The organism is Streptomyces cupreus, from assembly GCF_014257025.1.
GTDB lineage: Bacteria > Actinomycetota > Actinomycetes > Streptomycetales > Streptomycetaceae > Streptomyces > Streptomyces cupreus.
Map to the genome: position 1 here is coordinate 29,106 of NZ_JACMSF010000037.1, position 16,115 is coordinate 45,220.

Consider the following 16,115-nt stretch of genomic DNA (forward strand, 5'->3'; position numbering starts at 1 on the left):
GTCATCCGGCACTGACAGCCGGCCCGGCTAGGGAGTCACGCCCGGGATGTGGAAGTCGATCCGCTCCCGCACCACGGGGTGGCCGGCCTTGGCGAAGTTCGCGGCCATCGGGAAGTTCCCCCGGTCGGTGGCCCCGCTGATGAACTCGGCGCCCTGCTCGACCAGGAAGTGGGTGCACTCCACGAGGAGGTCGTAGGCGTAGCCGTTGCCGCGCTGTTCCGGCAGGACGCCGATGAAGCCGATGATCGGCGCGGTCTGGTTGCGCCCCGGGATGTGGATGCCCACCGGTTCGCCCTCCGGTGTGCGGGCGATCTGCCACCATTCGCGCGGCGAGGGGCACCAGTGGAAGAAGTCCATTTCCTCCTGGGCCGCTTGGTCGATGCCGCCCTCCTTGATGGCCTTGAGGGCGTGGGCGTCCAGCGTGACGGAGTGGATACGGCGCAGCGCGTCGAAGAACACGGCGTCGTCGGGCTCCGGTTCGAAGACGAGCCGTCCGGGCCGCTCGGGCAGCCCGCAGTCCGGTGTCCACCGGTACAGACAGCGCTCGACGAGGAGTTCGTAGCCGGCCTTGCGGGCGGCCGCGAAGGTGGTGTCGGCCGCGGCGCGCACGGCTGGATGGTCACGCCAGCCGGCGGGCAGGTTGAACTCCAGGTCGACCTGCCACGGGGCGGAGCGCAGGAGTTCGGCCCCCGCCTCTTCCTCCCCCTCGGCCACGTCGAACCAGTTGATGTTCAGCGGCTCCGAGTCGTCTGGGCCGCCCCACCAGGCGCCGCGGGCGACGACCTTGCCGTCGCGCAGGGCCACGCGCTTCCACTCGGGCCGGTGATGGGTGGTGCGGTGTGCCTCGCTCGCGCCCAGCGGGTCGGGCAGGGCGTCGAACAGGTGGGCGTCGCTCTCGTCGAGCGTACGGATGACCAGATCGGTCATGTGGATTCCTCCGGGATACAAGCTGCGAAGAGCGCTCCCGGTCGGATCACACGAAGCACGCCGGGATTGCGGTGAAGGGAGCGCTGGAGAGGGTGAACTGCACGGCACTCGCCTCCTTCCGTGGTCTCAAGGCGTGATGATCACACCGTAGGGAATCTTCCTCGGGTGCGTCCACACATTTTCCAGGGCCGGGCGCGATTAGGGTCTGCGCCATGACCGACAACTCCCTGCGCTCCGTCACCGTGGAGCGGACCAGCACCGGCCACTTCACCGCCGTCAACGCCCGTGGCGGCACGATCGAGTTCGGCACCGAGGGCGCCGACTTCACCCCGGTCGAGCTGCTGCTCGCCGCGATCGGCGGCTGCACCATGGCCGACGTCGATGTCGCCACCACCCGTCATGCGGAACCCGACCGCTTCACCGTCACCGTGACCGGCCACAAGGTCAGCGACGACCAGGGCAACCGGATGACCGACCTGGAAGTCACCTTCTCCGTCGCCTTCCCCGACGGCGAGGGCGGCGACCGCGCCCGCGCGATCCTCCCCCGGGCGATGAAGACCTCCCACGACCGGCTCTGCACGGTCAGCCGCACGATCGAGGCGGGGACGCCGGTCACGGCCGCGATCAAGGACGCCTAGCGACCACGCACCGCTGCGAGGCGATGAACCGCCGCGTGAACGTGCGCTGCGACCAGCACGCCGACCCCTTCAGCGCCGACGGAAATCCCGTTGCGGGCGGCCCTCCTGCCCCGGACCAGGACCGCATGTCCTACGTCGTACGCCCCGCCGACCTCACCGACGCGCCCGCCGTCACCGAGCTGCTGAACCAGGTCGACCTGATCGAGGTCGGCCGACCCGAGACGGACCTCCACACCGTCGAGGCCGATCTCAAGCACCCCGAGGCCGATCTGTCCCAGGACTCCTGGCTGGCCTTCCACGAGGACCGGTTGGTGGCCTACGGGCTGCTGTGGGACGACTCGGGCGGCGAGCGTATCGACATCGACCACTATGTGCTGCCCGACCACCAGGAGGTCGGGCAGCGGCTGTTCGCGGCGATGGAGGCCAGGGCCCTGGCCAAGGCCCACGAGAACGGCGCGGAGCGGGCGGTGGTCCATCTCCACCTCAACATCGAGCCCACGCTGGACACTTCGCTGATCCAGAAGCGGGGCTGGTCCGTCGTACGGCGCTACCACGTGCTGCACCGCCCGGTGGATCCCGCCGACGACACACCCCCGCAGCCGCCGACCGGAGTACGGCTGCGGGCCTGCGCCGAGGAGGCGGACCGCAGGCGCGTCCACGCCCTGTACCAGGCCACCTTCGCCGAGCACTTCGACTTCCAGCCGCGCGCCTACGAGCAGTGGCTGCACGACATCGACGCCGAGGCGCTCGACTGGTCCCTGGTGTGGATCGTGGGCACCGAGGACCAGGGGGATGCCGGTTTCCTTCTGGCCCGCGACGACCGAGAGGCCATGGGCTGGATCCGCAGCATCGGCGTCCTGCGCGAGGCCCGCGCCCTGGGCCTCGGCGGCCTGCTCCTACGGCATGCGTTCGCCGCATTCGCCGCCCGCGGACGGGACACGGTGGGCCTCGGCGTGGACACCGGCAACACGACCGGCGCGCCCGGCCTGTACGCCCGTCACGGTATGACGGTGCACTACGCCGTGGACACTTGGGAGGCGGTCCTGACCTCTCAGTAAGTGCGGTGGGGACAGTGCGGGTCCTCCCGGCGAGCGGGGCCCGTGAGTCCTATCAGCCGGATGCGGTGCAGGAGTTCATCCGGTACGTCCAGGGCGCGCAGCCGGTCAGGGGCGTACCGCACGAGCCATGCGGCGAGTTCGACGCGCAGCGCCTCCGCGTCCTCCCAGGCGTCCCAGGGAAGCTCGTCCCCCAGCAGGTTGTACTCCCACTCGTCGGCCGCCACGGCCAAGTGCCGGTCGGCGACGGGGTGATCGAGCGCCTCCCAGGCGTCGAGCCATGGGGTGAGCGTGCCGGACGCCTCCGCGCACAGGGCGAAGAGCTCGTGCACGGGTACGGCGGGATCCGGGTCCGTGAGGCTGTGGATCCACCAGGCGTGCAGGAACTCCCTTACGGCCGCGCTCTGTTGGGTGGGCCACTGCTGCCAGTGGCCGCGCGCGAAGCAACGGCCGACCTCGTGCATACCGAACAGGGGCTGCACTCGGCCGCCGACCAGCTCCCGGGCGAACTGGGGCAGGATGCGGCGCAGGACCGCGCCGTGGTCGGACCAGTCGGGGGCGTCCCAGGTACGGTGGAGCAGATCCGGGTCCAGCTCCACCCCGGGGATCTTCAGCAGCGCGAGCTCCTCCTGGCTGCCCCAGTGGCAGTCGCACTGGTTCTCGTCGCTCCAGGCGGTCATACCGCGGAAGGTGACGGTCAGGTCGTCCAGGGCACGGTCGAGTCGGAGCCGTGTGCGGTCGAGGTTCATGATCGTGGGCAGCCTCAAGGGGACTCCGGGTGGCTTCCGCCAGCCGAAGATCGCGACCCTACCTCCTTAAGGGGCCCTTAGCACACGGTTAAATGGCCGCCGGTTTCTGACGGACTCTCGAAATCCGGGGCGGCAGCACACATTCTGAGAGCGCTCTCAGACCGCTGCCCGCGAGGCGGCGGACCCCCCACGCGTACCCCCGGAGACCCCACATGGCACCCCGTCACCAGCGTCAACTCGGCCGCCGCAAGCTGCTCTTCGCCCTCGGCGGTGCCGCCGTCGCGGCGCCCGCCGTCGCCGCCATCGCCCCGCACGCTCTCGCGGGCTCCTCAGCGGCCGCCGGTCTGCCACTGACGATCGTCAACAACAGCGGCTCGTTCGGCAGCGCCAACGTCCACGTCTACATCGTCGGCAACCAGGACGGCCGCCAGGTCCGCGTCACCCCCGACGGCACGCTCGCGCCGATCGCCCTGTCGGACAACGGCCCCGACGGATTCACCGACTACGCGATAAGCCTCGCCGGCAGCGGCGAGACTCGGCTGACGCTGCCGTACATGTCCGGGCGGATCTATGTGGCGCTCGGTCAGAAGCTGAGGTTCAAGGCCGTGGCCGACGGCAACGGCAACGCGGCACTCCAGTACCCGGCGGGCTGGGTGGCCTCGGATCCCAACTACCAAGTGCTGCACGACTGTGCCGAGTTCACCTACAACTCCTCGGGCATGTTCTGCAACACCACGATGGTCGACATGTTCAGCGTGCCGCTGAGCATCCGGCTGACCGGCGCGAAGGACCAGACGACGGGCACGCTGCGCGCCGGTGGGCGGGCGTCCGTCTTCGCGGCCGTACGGCAGAGCGCGGATTTCGCGGGGCTCGTGGTGGATGACACGCGGGTGCTGGCGCCCGGGCACGGGCTGGACGCCGGGCTGTTTCCGAAGGAGTACTTCGCGCCGTACATCGAGGAGGTGTGGAGCACGTACACCGGGCGGGATCTCGTCGTGACGACCAATGCCGGTGCGTTCACGGGGCGGGTGCGTGGTGACCGGTTCACCTTCGACGGGCCCGCCCAGGTGTCCTTTGCCAAGCCCTCCACCCGGGACGTGCTGTTCTGCGACGGTGCCCTGGCCGCGCCGAACGACGGTACGACCGGTCCCGTCGCTGCGGTGCTGGGTGCCGGATTCAACCGCTCGACGCTGGTGTCCCACCCGTCCCAGCCGACGACCGACCCCACCGCCTTTTACCGGGGCTCGCTCACCAACCAGTACGCCAGGGCGGTGCACGCGGCCACCGAGGACGGGCGGGCATACGGCTTCGCCTTCGACGACGTCGCCGACTTCGCGTCGTACATCCAGGACACGGCCCCGACGGGTATCCGGCTGACGCTCACGCCGTTCGAGAGCTGAGGTCAGCCTGCTGGTGTTCCCCCTCGGCATCGATGTGCGGGAGGATCCGGTTCAGCCAACGGGGTGTCCACCAGGCGTGTCGCCCGAGCAGGGTCATCACCGCGGGCACCATCAGCAGTCGGACGACGGTCGCGTCGATCAATACGCTCACGGCGAGGCCCAGGCCGAGCATCTTGACCACGACGTTGTCGCTGATGATGAATGCGGCGAACACGCTCACCATGATCAGCGCGGCGCAGGTGATGACCCTGGCGGTGATCTCCAGGGCGTGGGCGACGGAGGCCTTGGCGTCCTGGGTGCGCAGCCAGGCCTCGTGCACCCGGGAGAGAAGGAAGATCTCGTAGTCCATGCTGAGCCCGAAGATGATCGCGAACATCATCATCGGCACATAGCTCTCGATGGGCACCTTGCCGTTGACGCCCAGCGCCGGGCCGCCCCAGCCCCACTGGAAGACGGCGACGACGACGCCGTAGGAGGCGGCGATCGACAGGACGTTGAGGACGGCCGCCTTCAGGGCGACGAGCAGGCCGCGGAAGACGGCCAGGATGATCAGGAAGGCCAGGGCGACCACCACACCGATGATCAGCGGCAATCGGCTGGAGACGATGTCGAGGAAGTCGACCTGGGCCGCGGTCGTGCCGGTGACATAGCCCTCGGCGTCGGTGCCGGAGAGCGCGTCGGGCAGGGTGTCGTCGACCAGGCGGTTGGTCAGGTCGGTGGTGTCGGCGTCCTGCGGGGACGTCTTGGAGTACACGGTGGACAGCAGGACGTCCCCGTCCTTCGTCGGGGTGAGCGGGGTGACGGCTGCGGACCCGGAGACTCCGTCGAGGCTCTTCTGCACCTTCGAGGACAGGTCGGAGCGCTGGGAGTCCGGCACCTTGCTCTGGTCCACCACCACGGTGAGCGGGCCGTTGGAGCCGGGGCCGAAGGAGTCGGTCATCAGGTCGTAGGCGCGCCGGTCGGTGAAGGAGGTGGGGTCGGCGCCGTCGCCGATGTGGCCGAGCTGGATGGAGAAGACCGGGATGGCGAGGACCGCGACGGTCGCGACCCCGGCGGCCAGATAACGCAGTGGGTGACCGGCCACGCGCTGCGCGTACCGGTGCCAGGTGCCCTGCGGGGTGGCGCCCGGTTCGGCGTCGGTCTCGGCGACCGGCCGCCGTAACCGGTAGCGGTCGATCCGGGTGCCGATCAGCCCGAGCAGGGCAGGTACGAGGGTCAGGGCGCCCGCGACCGCGGACACCACCGTCACGCCCGCGGCGAGGCCGAGTTTGCTGATGAAGGACACCCCGGACGCGGTCAGGCCGGCGAGGGCGACGATCACCGTGCAGCCGGAGACCAGGACGGCCCGGCCGCTGGTGGCGGCGGCCTGTCCGGCGGCGCGGACCGGGTCGGCGCCGTCCATGAGGTTCTGCCGGTGACGGGTGATCAGGAACAGGGCGTAGTCGATGCCGACGCCGAGCCCGATCATCGTGGCCAGGGTCGGGGAGACGGTGGCGAAGGTGAACGCGGCGGCGAGCAGACCGAGACAGGCGAGCCCGCCGACCACACTGATCAAAGCGGTCACCAGGGGGATCCCGGCCGCGATCACACTGCCGAAGCCGACGAGCAGAACGACGATCGCGACCGCGAAACCGATCAATTCGCTCACCCGGTCATCGGCGGGCGGCCGGGCCAGTTCGCCGAGCGGCCCGCCGTACTCGACCTGTGCCCCGGCCCCGCGCAGCGGCTGCACCGCGTCGTCCACGCCGTCGAGGTAGCTGTCCTTGAGGGTGGAGGGCTGGACGTCGAAGCGGACGGTGATGTAGCCGGTCTTGCCGTCGGAGGACAGGGGGCCGACGTTCGGCTGCTGGCTGCTGGGGGAGGCGCTGGTGAGCGGGTTCTGGACGGCGAGGACGTGGTCCAGTTTCTGGAGGTCGCCGACCGTGGTGGACATCTGCGAGTCCAGCGAGGTCAGGGACTTCTGCGCGTCGTGCACGACGATCTGGCTGCTGTAGCCGCCGGCCGCGGGATCGTGCTGCTTCAGCACGTCGAGGCCCTGCTGGGACTGTGACTGGGGCAGCGAGAAGTCGTCGGAGTACTCGCCGCCGTGGGTGTGGTTCAGGACCTGGAGTGCGGCGAGGGCCACCAGCCAGGCGATGATGACGATCACGAAGTGCCGGGCGCACGCTTCCCCGATGCGCCGCAGCCCCCGTACCGGCGGTTCCCCGCCGTCTCCCCCCTCGCTTTCGCGAGTCGGTGACATGAACTTGGTGTCTTTCCGTCGGCCCGAGACATGCTTGCCCCCATTACACGACGATCCGATCACCGCGTCATTTCCAGTTCGAAGGCTCCTTCCGGATGCACGGCGCGCCAAGGCGTTGAATGGTGATATCAGACCCTTTGCGCGAGAGCGCCGGGACCGCACCAAGCGATCCGGACCGGAGGAGCAGAGATCATGCCGACGTCACAGCCCGCGTCCGGGCCGTCCGAGGACCGCGCCACCCCGGACGACCTGCTCCACACCCGCACCGGCACCGAAGTGTCGCCGGAGGACCTGGTCCTTGCCTCGGGCAAGGACATCACCCCGCGCAATCTGGAATGGGCCAGGCGGAAGCTGGAGGCGGAGGGACCCGCAGCCCTCGACAAGATGCTCCCCTGAGCGGCGAGGCAGCCACTCACCGAACCTCATCCGGGTCCGGGCACACCACCCGGACCCGCTGGACCAGATTGTTGGCGAACCCACCGCGGTTCCACGGCTGTTGGAGCGGCTGGGTGTGCCCTTCGGCGTCCGTGGCCCGTGCGCTGAGTTCATGCTCGCCCGGCGTCGCGGTCCATCCGAGCCGCCAGCGCCGCCATGCCCACGGGTGCCCGCCGTCGGGCTCCAACTCGGCCTCATGCCAGCTGCGCCCGCCGTCCGCGCTGACCTCGACCCGTGTCACGGGCGCCCAGCCGGACCAGGCACGGCCGTCCAACGTCACATGCCCCGGCGGAACGACCCGAGTGCGGGACATGAAGTCCGGGAACCCGGGCGGGATGAGCAGCGCCCGTGGCGCGATCCGGGTGACGGGCACGCCCTGCTCATCGGCCTGCTCCCGTATCCGATAGGCCACGCGCTGCTGGAACCCCGTGAACGGCTCGTCGACGACCCGGACTTCCCGCAACCACTTCACCTGGGCCATGCCGTACCAGCCGGGAACGACCAGGCGCAGGGGCCGCCCGTGCTGCGGCGGCAGCGGGGCGCCGTTCATCGCGTACGCGACCAGCACCTCGGGTTCGGTGCCCAGCGCCACGTCCAGGGGCAGGGCGCGCTGATAGTCCTGCTCGACACCGCGCTCCACGCCATGGTCGGCACCGGTGAACACCACCTCGACGGCGCCGCCCTCGACCCCGGCCTCGCCCAGCAGCAGCCGCAGCGGCACGCCGGTCCACTCGGCGGTTCCGACCGCCTCGACGAGCCAGGGCTGACTGACCGGACGGGGCGCGAGCAGGGCCCGCCCGTTCCCCGCGCACTCCAGCGTGACACGCGTGGTGACCTGCGGGAACGCCCTCAGGTCAGCGAGGTCGAGGCGGAGCGGGCTGCGGACACTGCCGACGAGGGTGAGATACCAGTGGGTGTCGTCCGGCACGTAGGGAATGTCGTAGTGCGTCAGGACGTAGTGCAGCCCCGGCGGGCTGAGGTCGTAGCGCAGGGCTTCCAGTGGCAGCCCGTGGTTTCTGGTGGCGAGCGCCAATTCGTCCCGGCCGATCGCCTCGTCAGGTCCGGCCAGCCGGGCGGGCGCGCTCGCGTCACCGAGTTGAGCACCCATACCGGCATTGTCACGCCACCGGACTGCCAGGGCTCGTCGTCGGGCCGGACCGCGGCGGGCCCGGCTCGGGTGACGTCCGTGCGGGGAGGCAGCGTTCGGCGTCCGGGGCCGCGGCCGCGACCGTTCCGTCGGCCGTGATGGCAAGCACCGGCCCGTCGACACCGCCGGGAAAGCCGGGGAAGTTCTCCGGCTATCCGGCGGGGCCGGAGCCGATGATCTCCTGCACGTCGTTGCTGGTGGTCACGGGATTCACGCCTGCTGCTCGGCGTCGATCTCCGCGATCAGTGCCTCGATGCGGGTCCTGATCTCGTCGCGGATCGGACGGACGGACTCGACACCCTTGCCGGCCGGGTCCTCCAGCGCCCAGTCGAGGTACTTCTTGCCGGGGAAGATCGGGCAGGCGTCGCCGCAGCCCATGGTGATGACGTAGTCGGACGCCTGGATGGCCTCGGTGGTGAGGATCTTCGGCTTCTGGTCGGCGATGTCGACGCCGACTTCCTGCATCGCCTCGACGGCGGCCGGGTTGACCTGGTCGGCGGGCAGGGAGCCGGCGGAGCGGACCTCGATCCGGTCGCCCGCGAGGTGGGTGAGGAATCCGGCGGCCATCTGGGAGCGGCCGGCGTTGTGGACGCAGACGAACAGCACGGAGGCGAGCGGGGCGGCAGACATGGGTTCTACTTTCGTGAAGCGGATCGGACCGCGAGGGTGCGGGTGGTTCAGGCGGGCAGGGAGGCCAGCAGGTCGGTGATGCGGGTGTCGATGTCGTCACGGATGGCCCGTACGACGGCTATGGGGGCGCCGTCCGGATCGGGGACGGGCCAGTCGAGGTAGCGGCGGCCCGGCACGATCGGGCAGGCGTCGCCGCAGCCCATGGTGATGACGATGTCGGCGGCCCTGACGACCTCGTCGGTCAGCGGCTTGGGGAAAGCGTCGGCCACGTCGGCGCCCGCCTCGGTGAGAACCTCGGCGACGAAGGGCTCGACCTCACCGGCCGGGTGCGTGCCCGCCGAGGATACGGCGACCCGACCGGCCGCCCGGTGGGCCAGGAGGGCCGCGGCGAGTTGGGAGCGTCCGGCGTTGTGGCTGCACACGAACAGCACTCGCGGCAGGCCGGAGCCCGGGGCGCCCTCGACGTGCGCGAGGGCGTCGAGCCGCTCGGCGGCGAAGCGCTCGGCGAGCACGACCAGGTGGGTGCGCACCTGCGCGGGCGCGGCCAGGCGCAGATAGGAGTCGGTGAGCAGCCGCTGCACGGTCTCGGGCGCGAACCGGCCGGTGTGCCGGATGGCGAGCCGGGCCGCACCGGCGGCCAGACGTTCATCGGGCAGGACGGGAGGCGGGGAGGCGGGCATGGGAGACCCTTTCGACGGGACCCCTTCGACGGGCCGACAGATCATCCCGGGCTGGTATCAGCCCCTGGTGATGTGACAGTATCAGCCCATGCTGACGTCAGTCGACACTGATCTGATCCGGGTGCTGGCCGACCCGCTCAGGCTCCAGATCGTGACTCTCCTCGCACAGGAGACGCTGTGCACCACCCATCTCGTGGAGGAGACGGGTGCGAAGCAGACGAACCTGTCCAACCACCTGAAGGTGCTGCGGGAGGCCGGGGTCGTGGAGACGGAGCCGTGCGGCAGGTTCACCTACTATCGGCTGCGCCCGGAGGTCATCGAGACCGTCGTCGGCCAGTTCGCCGCGCTCGCCGAAACCGCCCGCGCCAACGCCGACAGCAAGCGGTCCTGCCCCTGATCCGCACCCCGCCGGTGCCCCTGTCCTGCCCGAGGAGACGTCTGTGACCGCCACCGAGCCCACGGCCGAGCCCATACCGGCCGGCGCTCCCCAGCCCACCCCCGGCGCCACCTCGCCGCGCACCCCGCTGGTCGCCAGCGCCGCCGCAGAGCTGGTCGGCACCGCGGCCCTGGTCGCCGTGGTGGTCGGCTCCGGCATCCAGGCCACCGACCTCACCCAGGATGTCGGCCTGCAACTGCTGGCCAACTCGATCGCCACCGTCTTCGGCCTCGGCGTCCTGATCACCCTGCTCGGCCCGGTCTCCGGCGCCCACTTCAACCCGGCGGTCACCCTGGCCGAGTGGTGGACCACCCACCGCGAGGGCGGCAGCGGCGTCACCACCCGCGAGACGGCGGCCTACGTCCCCGCGCAGATCGTCGGAGCGGTCGCGGGTGCGATCCTGGCGGACGCGATGTTCGGCGAGCCGCTGGTGCGGTGGTCCACGCACGACCGCTCGGCGGGCAACCTGCTGCTCGGCGAGGTCGTCGCGACCGCCGGGCTGATCCTGCTCATCTTCGGCCTGGCGCGCACGGACCGGCTGCGCTTCGCGCCGGTCGCGGTGGCCTCGTACATCGGGGCGGCGTACTGGTTCACCTCGTCCACGTCGTTCGCCAACCCCGCGGTCACGATCGGACGGGCCTTCACCGACACCTTCGCCGGGATCGCCCCGGCTTCCGTCCCGGCGTTCATCGGCGCCCAGTCGGCCGGGGCCGTGGTGGGGCTCGCCCTGGTCTCGGTGATCTTCATGCGCGGTACGGCCGAACGGCCCGCGTGACCCGACCCGCCGAGGCCCGCTACCGGATGGCGAGCAGTTGCCCCATCGCGGCCAGGACCGACGGCGTCACCCGGTAGTACACCCAGGTCCCGCGCCGCTCGGAGGTCAGCAGCCCGGCCTCCTTGAGCTTCTTCAGATGGTGGGAGACGGTCGGCTGCGAGACGCCGACATCGGAGATGTCGCACACGCATGCCTCCCCGCCCTCGTGCGAGGCGACCGCCGAGAACAGCCGCAGCCGCACCGGGTCCCCGAGCGCCTTGAACATCCGCGCGGCCGTCTCGGCCTCCTCGGCGGTGAACGGCCGCTCGGTCAGCGGCGGGCAGCACGGCACCACACCCTCGTCGACGGAGGGTTCGAGCAGCGGCAGCACCTTCGTGTTCGGCATACATCCATCATGCCGTCCACTTCGACGAATGTCTATGTTGACGCTTATCGAATCAGGTGCCATGCTGGCGGCAAGGCATCGACAAACGTCGAAACAAAGGGGAATCGCCGTGAACGCCACTGCCACCGACCAGCTGCCCGTCGTGGTCGTCGGAGCCGGTCCCACCGGTCTGGCCGCCGCCTCCCACCTGGTCGAACGCGGCCTGGAGCCACTGGTCCTGGAGGCAGGAGAGACCGCCGGCGCCGCGGTGCGCGAGTGGTCGCACGTACGTCTGTTCTCCACCTGGGGCGAAGTCACCGACCCCGCGGCCGAGAAGCTGCTCGCCCCGACCGGGTGGGTGAAGCCGGACCCCGCGACCTACCCGTCCGGCGGCGACTGGGCCGAGCGGTACCTTCAGCCGCTGGCCGAGGTCCTCGGCGAGCGCGTGCGCTTCGGCGCCCGGGTGACCGGCGTCTCCCGGACCGGCCGGGACCGGATCGTGGACGCCGACCGCGAGACCCAGCCCTTCGTCGTCCACGTAACCCACGCCGACGGCCGCGAGGAGCGGCTGTTCGCCCGCGCGGTGATCGACGCCTCCGGCACCTGGACCACCCCCGGCCCGGCCGGGAGCAGTGGTCTTCCCGCCCTCGGCGAGAAGGCGGCGGCCGACCGCGTCAGCTACCGCGTCCCCGACCTCAAGGACCCCGCCGTACGGGCCCGGTACGCAGCCAGGCGTACCGCCGTCATCGGCTCGGGCGCCTCCGCCTTCACCGCGCTCGCCTACCTCGCCGACCTGGCCAAGGCCGAGGACGGCGCCGGGACGAAGGCGGTGTGGATCCTGCGCCGCGGCCTCTCGGGCTCCACCTTCGGCGGCGGAGCAGCCGACCAGCTGCCCGCGCGCGGCGCCCTCGGCCTGGCGGCCAAGGCCGCCGTCGACGAGGGGTATGCGGACGCGGTCACCGGCTTCCGTACGGAGACGGTCGAGCGCGACGCCGACGGCCGCCTGGTGCTGGCCGGCGAGGACGGCCGCCGCCTCGACCCGGTCGACGAGGTGATCGTGCTGACCGGCTTCCGCCCGGACCTCTCGTTCCTCTCCGAGATTCGGCTCGGCCTCGACGAGCGCCTGCAGGCCCCGGTCGACCTCGCCCCGCTGATCGACCCCAACCAGCACTCCTGCGGCACCGTCTACCCCCACGGCCACCGCGAGCTCGCCCACCCGGAACAGGGCGTCTATCTGGTCGGTATGAAGTCCTACGGCCGCGCCCCCACGTTCCTGGCCATGACCGGCTACGAGCAGGTCCGCTCCGTCGTCGCCGCGATCGCGGGAGACCTCGACTCCGCCGACCGCGTCGAGCTCACCCTCCCCGAGACCGGGGTGTGCGGAGGCGCCGGCCTGTTCGACGCGCCCGAAGCCGACCAGTCCGGCGGCGGCTGCTGCGCCCCGGCGCCCCAGCTCCTCCAGCTCGGTGCACCGGCGACGGTGGCCGCCGGGGTCAGGTCCGAGGAGGCTCCGGCAGGCGGCTGCTGCGGCTCGTGACCGAGCTCAACACCCGCGGGGGCGGGGCCGCGACCGGATCGGGGGATCGGTCGCGGCCCCGCGCCGCCCTGGTGGCGCTCTGTCTGACGCAGATCAGCAGCTGGGGCATCGTCTACTACGCGTTTCCCGTGCTGAATCCCGAGATCACGCACGCGACGGGATGGGACGCGGGCACGACCACCGCGGCCTTCTCCCTCGCCCTCGTCGTCTCCGCCCTCGCCGGGATCCGCGTCGGCCGGATCCTGGACCGGCGCGGCCCGCGCGCCGTCATGACCACCGGTTCCGTCCTCGGCACGGTGAGCCTGCTGCTCGTGGCCGCGGCCCCCAACGTGCCTGTCTTCTTCGCCGGTTGGGCCCTCGCCGGTCTCGCGATGGCGACCACCTTCTATCAGCCCGCCTTCGCCGCCCTCACCCGCTGGTGGGCCCCCGACCACGTCCGTGCGCTGACCATCGTCACCCTCGCCGGCGGACTCGCCTCCACCGTCTTCGCACCTCTGACCGCATTCCTTGTCGATCACCTGTCCTGGCGACAGACCTACCTGGCACTCGCCGGGCTGCTCGCCGCCCTGACCATCCCCGCGCACGCCCTGGCGCTGCGCGCGCCCTGGCCCGCGGCTCCAGCTGCCGCGCCGAACACCGCGGACGGCGTGACGCCCGTGGCCAGAAGCCGCCCGTTCTGGTTCCTCGCCGCCGCGTTCACCCTGTCGGCGTTCGCGATGTACGCCGTGGTCGTGGCCCTGGTCCCGCTGCTGCTCGAACGCGGCTACTCGACGGCCCAGGCCGCCTGGGTGCTCGGCCTCGGCGGAGCCGGACAGACCCTCGGCCGCATCCTGTACGCCGGGCTCGCCCGTCGCACCACCGTGACCGGACGCACCACGGTCCTCATCGCCCTGGGCGGTCTCACCACCGCCGCCTTCGCCCTGATCCCAGGCCCGTACGTCCTGCTGATCGCCCTCTCGATCGTGGCCGGCATGGTGCGGGGCAACCTCACCCTGCTCCACGCCACCGCCATCACCGACCGCTGGGGCCCTGCCCACTACGGCCGCCTCTCCGGCCTCCTCGCGGCCCCGGCAACCACCGCCGCCGCACTGGCTCCCTTCGCCGGCGCCGCCCTCGCGCCCCGCCTCGGCGGCTACCCGCACCTCTTCGGCCTGCTAGCCGCCACCTCCCTCATCGCCGCGCTCATCGCCTCCTGCTCAAACCCCCGGGCGGCAGACAAGTCGGTACCCAGCGGCTCGGCGACAGCGGGGCCCGTGGGCGGCGCGGCGGCGTAGGATCGGATGCCGATATCGGTTTCGTCACTGCCGGAGGTGGGCCACGGTGCGGGAGTTCCAGCGGGGCGCGGTGCGGCTGCACATCCTGCATCACGCGGCCGAGGAGGAGATCCACGGCGCGTGGATGACCGAGGAACTCGCCCGCCATGGCTACCAGATCAGCCCCGGCACCCTGTACCCGACGCTGCACCGGCTGGAGGCCGACGGATTGCTGGTCTCCGAGCAGCAAGTGGTCGACGGCCGCACCCGCCGCGTCTACAAGGCGACCGAGGCCGGAAAGCGGGCCCTGGCCGAGGACCGGCGGGCTTTGAGGGAACTGGCCCGCGAAGTCCTGGGCGACGACACCGACTGATACAGGGTCACCTGTGGGCGGCCGGAATCCGGGCCCCGGCCACCGTGTCGGCGCGATACAGACGGGCGTCCAGGGACCGGAGGCCGGAACTTCTGGATGCGTGGGGCAGAAGCGGATTCCCGCCGCCCGGGCGCGGCGCGCAGGACTACGCCCCGCGGGCGGCGACCGCTCGGCGGACGCCGTACGCCCCGGCGCCCAGGGCGAGTACGGCGGCACCCGAGACCACCGACGTCAGCGGCAGGGCGAAGGCCAGGACCAGGCAGCCCGCGAGCCCGAGGACGGGGATGATCCGGGGCGGGCGGCCCTCGGCCGGGGTGAGGGTGAAGGCGGAGGCGTTGGCGATGGCGTAGTAGGCCAGCACGCCGAACGAGGAGAAGCCGATCGCACCGCGCACGTCGACGGTCGCGGCGAGGACGGCGACAACGACGCCGACGAGGAGCTCGGCGCGGTGCGGGACCTGGAACTTCGGGTGGACGACGGCCAGTCCGTGAGGCAGGTGCCGGTCGCGGGCCATGGCGAAGGTGGTGCGGGAGACGCCGAGGATCAGCGCGAGCAGGGAGCCGAGCGCGGCCACCGCGGCCCCGACGCGGACCACCGGCACCAGCCAGTCGGCGCCCGCCGCCCGGACGGCGTCCGACAGCGGCGCGGTCGCCTCCCCCAGGCCGTTCGGGCCCAGAACCGTCAGGACGGCGACCGCGACGAGGACGTAGACGACCAGGGTGATGCCGAGGGCGATGGAGATGCTCCGGGGGATCGTGCGCCGCGGGTCGCGGACCTCCTCGCCCAGGGTGGCGATGCGGGCGTATCCGGCGAAGGCGAAGAACAGCAGGCCCGCCGCCTGGAGCACCCCGCCGAAGGTGGCGTCCGAGCCGACGTCCAGCCGGGCCGCGTCCGACGCGGAGGAGGTGAGCGCGGCGACCGCCACGGCGGCGAGCACCGCCAGGACCACCGCCACGATCACGCGGGTGAGCAGCGCGGACTTCTGCACCCCGGCGTAGTTCACCACCGTCAGCGCCACCACCGCGGCGACCGCGACGGCGTGGGCCTGCCCGGGCCACACGTACGTGCCGACCGTCAGGGCCATCGCCGCGCACGAGGCGGTCTTGCCGACCACGAACCCCCACCCGGCGAGATACCCCCAGAAGTCCCCGAGCCGTTCGCGGCCGTAGACATAGGTGCCGCCGGAGGCGGGGTAGCGGGCCGCGAGCCGCGCGGAAGAGGTGGCATTGCAGTACGCCACCACGGCGGCCAGCGCCAGGCCGATCAGCAGCCCAGATCCGGCGGCACGAGCGGCCGGCGCGAGGGCGGCGAAGATCCCGGCGCCGATCATCGACCCCAGGCCGATCAGGACCGCGTCCAGCACGCCGAGGCGCCGCCGCAGCTGTCCGGAGGCGCCGGCGGCGGTAGCTGGGTTGCTCATGGACCACTCCCTCGGCGGCACAGCCGCGCCTAACGGACTCCGATATCGGCAGAC

The 16,115-nt window shown here is 71.5% G+C and carries 17 protein-coding genes; 9 read left to right on the top strand and 8 right to left on the bottom strand.

Going from position 1 to position 16,115, the window contains the following annotated elements:
- Positions 1 to 27 precede the first annotated feature (27 nt).
- Positions 28 to 927 (bottom strand): GNAT family N-acetyltransferase, encoded by a 900-nt coding sequence (locus H4N64_RS28835; protein ID WP_186285357.1) that lies wholly within the window; start codon positions 925 to 927, stop codon positions 28 to 30.
- A gap of 212 nt (positions 928 to 1,139) precedes the next feature.
- Between H4N64_RS28835 and H4N64_RS28840 the strand changes: the two genes are divergently transcribed.
- Positions 1,140 to 1,565, top strand: coding sequence for an OsmC family protein (locus H4N64_RS28840; protein ID WP_186285358.1), 426 nt, complete (start codon positions 1,140 to 1,142; stop codon positions 1,563 to 1,565).
- A 125-nt stretch (positions 1,566 to 1,690) separates the two neighbouring features.
- Positions 1,691 to 2,623, top strand: a complete 933-nt coding sequence (locus H4N64_RS28845; RefSeq protein ID WP_186285407.1) for a GNAT family N-acetyltransferase — start codon at positions 1,691 to 1,693, stop codon at positions 2,621 to 2,623.
- Here the strand turns inward: H4N64_RS28845 and H4N64_RS28850 are convergent.
- Entirely contained in the window at positions 2,617 to 3,369 is a 753-nt protein-coding gene (locus H4N64_RS28850; protein ID WP_186285408.1) for a hypothetical protein, read from the bottom strand. The genes H4N64_RS28845 and H4N64_RS28850 overlap by 7 nt on opposite strands.
- 212 nt (positions 3,370 to 3,581) lie before the next feature.
- Here H4N64_RS28850 and H4N64_RS28855 point away from each other — a divergent pair, with 212 nt between their 5' ends.
- On the top strand, positions 3,582 to 4,769 hold the full coding sequence (locus tag H4N64_RS28855) for a glycoside hydrolase family 64 protein (RefSeq protein ID WP_186285359.1): 1,188 nt from the start codon (positions 3,582 to 3,584) through the stop codon (positions 4,767 to 4,769).
- Here the strand turns inward: H4N64_RS28855 and H4N64_RS28860 are convergent.
- Entirely contained in the window at positions 4,750 to 7,011 is a 2,262-nt protein-coding gene (locus H4N64_RS28860; protein WP_186285360.1) for an MMPL family transporter, read from the bottom strand. The genes H4N64_RS28855 and H4N64_RS28860 overlap by 20 nt on opposite strands.
- Positions 7,012 to 7,203: 192 nt before the next feature.
- Here H4N64_RS28860 and H4N64_RS28865 point away from each other — a divergent pair, with 192 nt between their 5' ends.
- Positions 7,204 to 7,407, top strand: coding sequence for a hypothetical protein (locus H4N64_RS28865; RefSeq protein WP_186285361.1), 204 nt, complete (start codon positions 7,204 to 7,206; stop codon positions 7,405 to 7,407).
- 16 nt (positions 7,408 to 7,423) lie between these two features.
- Here H4N64_RS28865 and H4N64_RS28870 read toward each other — a convergent pair whose 3' ends face one another.
- The 3 genes from H4N64_RS28870 to H4N64_RS28880 form a co-directional block, all read right to left on the bottom strand.
- Entirely contained in the window at positions 7,424 to 8,554 is a 1,131-nt protein-coding gene (locus H4N64_RS28870; RefSeq protein WP_186285362.1) for a sulfite oxidase, read from the bottom strand.
- A 249-nt stretch (positions 8,555 to 8,803) separates the two neighbouring features.
- The gene (locus H4N64_RS28875) at positions 8,804 to 9,223 is read right to left on the bottom strand and encodes an arsenate reductase ArsC (protein ID WP_186285363.1); all 420 of its coding nucleotides are present in this window, start codon (positions 9,221 to 9,223) and stop codon (positions 8,804 to 8,806) included.
- Positions 9,224 to 9,270: 47 nt separating this feature from the next.
- Positions 9,271 to 9,903, bottom strand: coding sequence for an arsenate-mycothiol transferase ArsC (locus tag H4N64_RS28880; protein WP_186285364.1), 633 nt, complete (start codon positions 9,901 to 9,903; stop codon positions 9,271 to 9,273).
- Between the two features lie 88 nt (positions 9,904 to 9,991).
- Between H4N64_RS28880 and H4N64_RS28885 the strand changes: the two genes are divergently transcribed.
- Together H4N64_RS28885 and H4N64_RS28890 are read left to right on the top strand one after the other, a co-directional pair.
- Complete coding sequence (locus H4N64_RS28885) at positions 9,992 to 10,300, top strand: ArsR/SmtB family transcription factor (protein ID WP_186285365.1); 309 nt, start codon at positions 9,992 to 9,994, stop codon at positions 10,298 to 10,300.
- 43 nt (positions 10,301 to 10,343) lie between these two features.
- Positions 10,344 to 11,114 (top strand): aquaporin, encoded by a 771-nt coding sequence (locus H4N64_RS28890; RefSeq protein WP_186285366.1) that lies wholly within the window; start codon positions 10,344 to 10,346, stop codon positions 11,112 to 11,114.
- Positions 11,115 to 11,133: 19 nt separating this feature from the next.
- Here H4N64_RS28890 and H4N64_RS28895 read toward each other — a convergent pair whose 3' ends face one another.
- A complete protein-coding gene (locus H4N64_RS28895) occupies positions 11,134 to 11,499 on the bottom strand; it encodes an ArsR/SmtB family transcription factor (protein WP_186285367.1) in 366 nt (121 codons plus the stop codon).
- 109 nt (positions 11,500 to 11,608) lie between these two features.
- Between H4N64_RS28895 and H4N64_RS28900 the strand changes: the two genes are divergently transcribed.
- Genes H4N64_RS28900 through H4N64_RS28910 form a run of 3 tightly spaced genes read left to right on the top strand, consistent with a single transcriptional unit; the run spans position 11,609 to position 14,641 of the window.
- On the top strand, positions 11,609 to 13,015 hold the full coding sequence (locus tag H4N64_RS28900; RefSeq protein ID WP_186285368.1) for an NAD(P)-binding domain-containing protein: 1,407 nt from the start codon (positions 11,609 to 11,611) through the stop codon (positions 13,013 to 13,015).
- Complete coding sequence (locus tag H4N64_RS28905) at positions 13,012 to 14,289, top strand: MFS transporter (protein ID WP_186285369.1); 1,278 nt, start codon at positions 13,012 to 13,014, stop codon at positions 14,287 to 14,289. The genes H4N64_RS28900 and H4N64_RS28905 overlap by 4 nt, the downstream gene beginning before the upstream one ends.
- A gap of 46 nt (positions 14,290 to 14,335) precedes the next feature.
- A complete protein-coding gene (locus H4N64_RS28910; RefSeq protein ID WP_186285370.1) occupies positions 14,336 to 14,641 on the top strand; it encodes an Rv3488 family transcriptional regulator in 306 nt (101 codons plus the stop codon).
- A 145-nt stretch (positions 14,642 to 14,786) separates the two neighbouring features.
- Here the strand turns inward: H4N64_RS28910 and H4N64_RS28915 are convergent, their stop codons facing one another.
- Positions 14,787 to 16,061: an APC family permease gene (locus H4N64_RS28915; protein WP_186285371.1), complete on the bottom strand. Its 1,275-nt coding sequence runs from the start codon at positions 16,059 to 16,061 to the stop codon at positions 14,787 to 14,789.
- Positions 16,062 to 16,115: the final 54 nt, after the last annotated feature.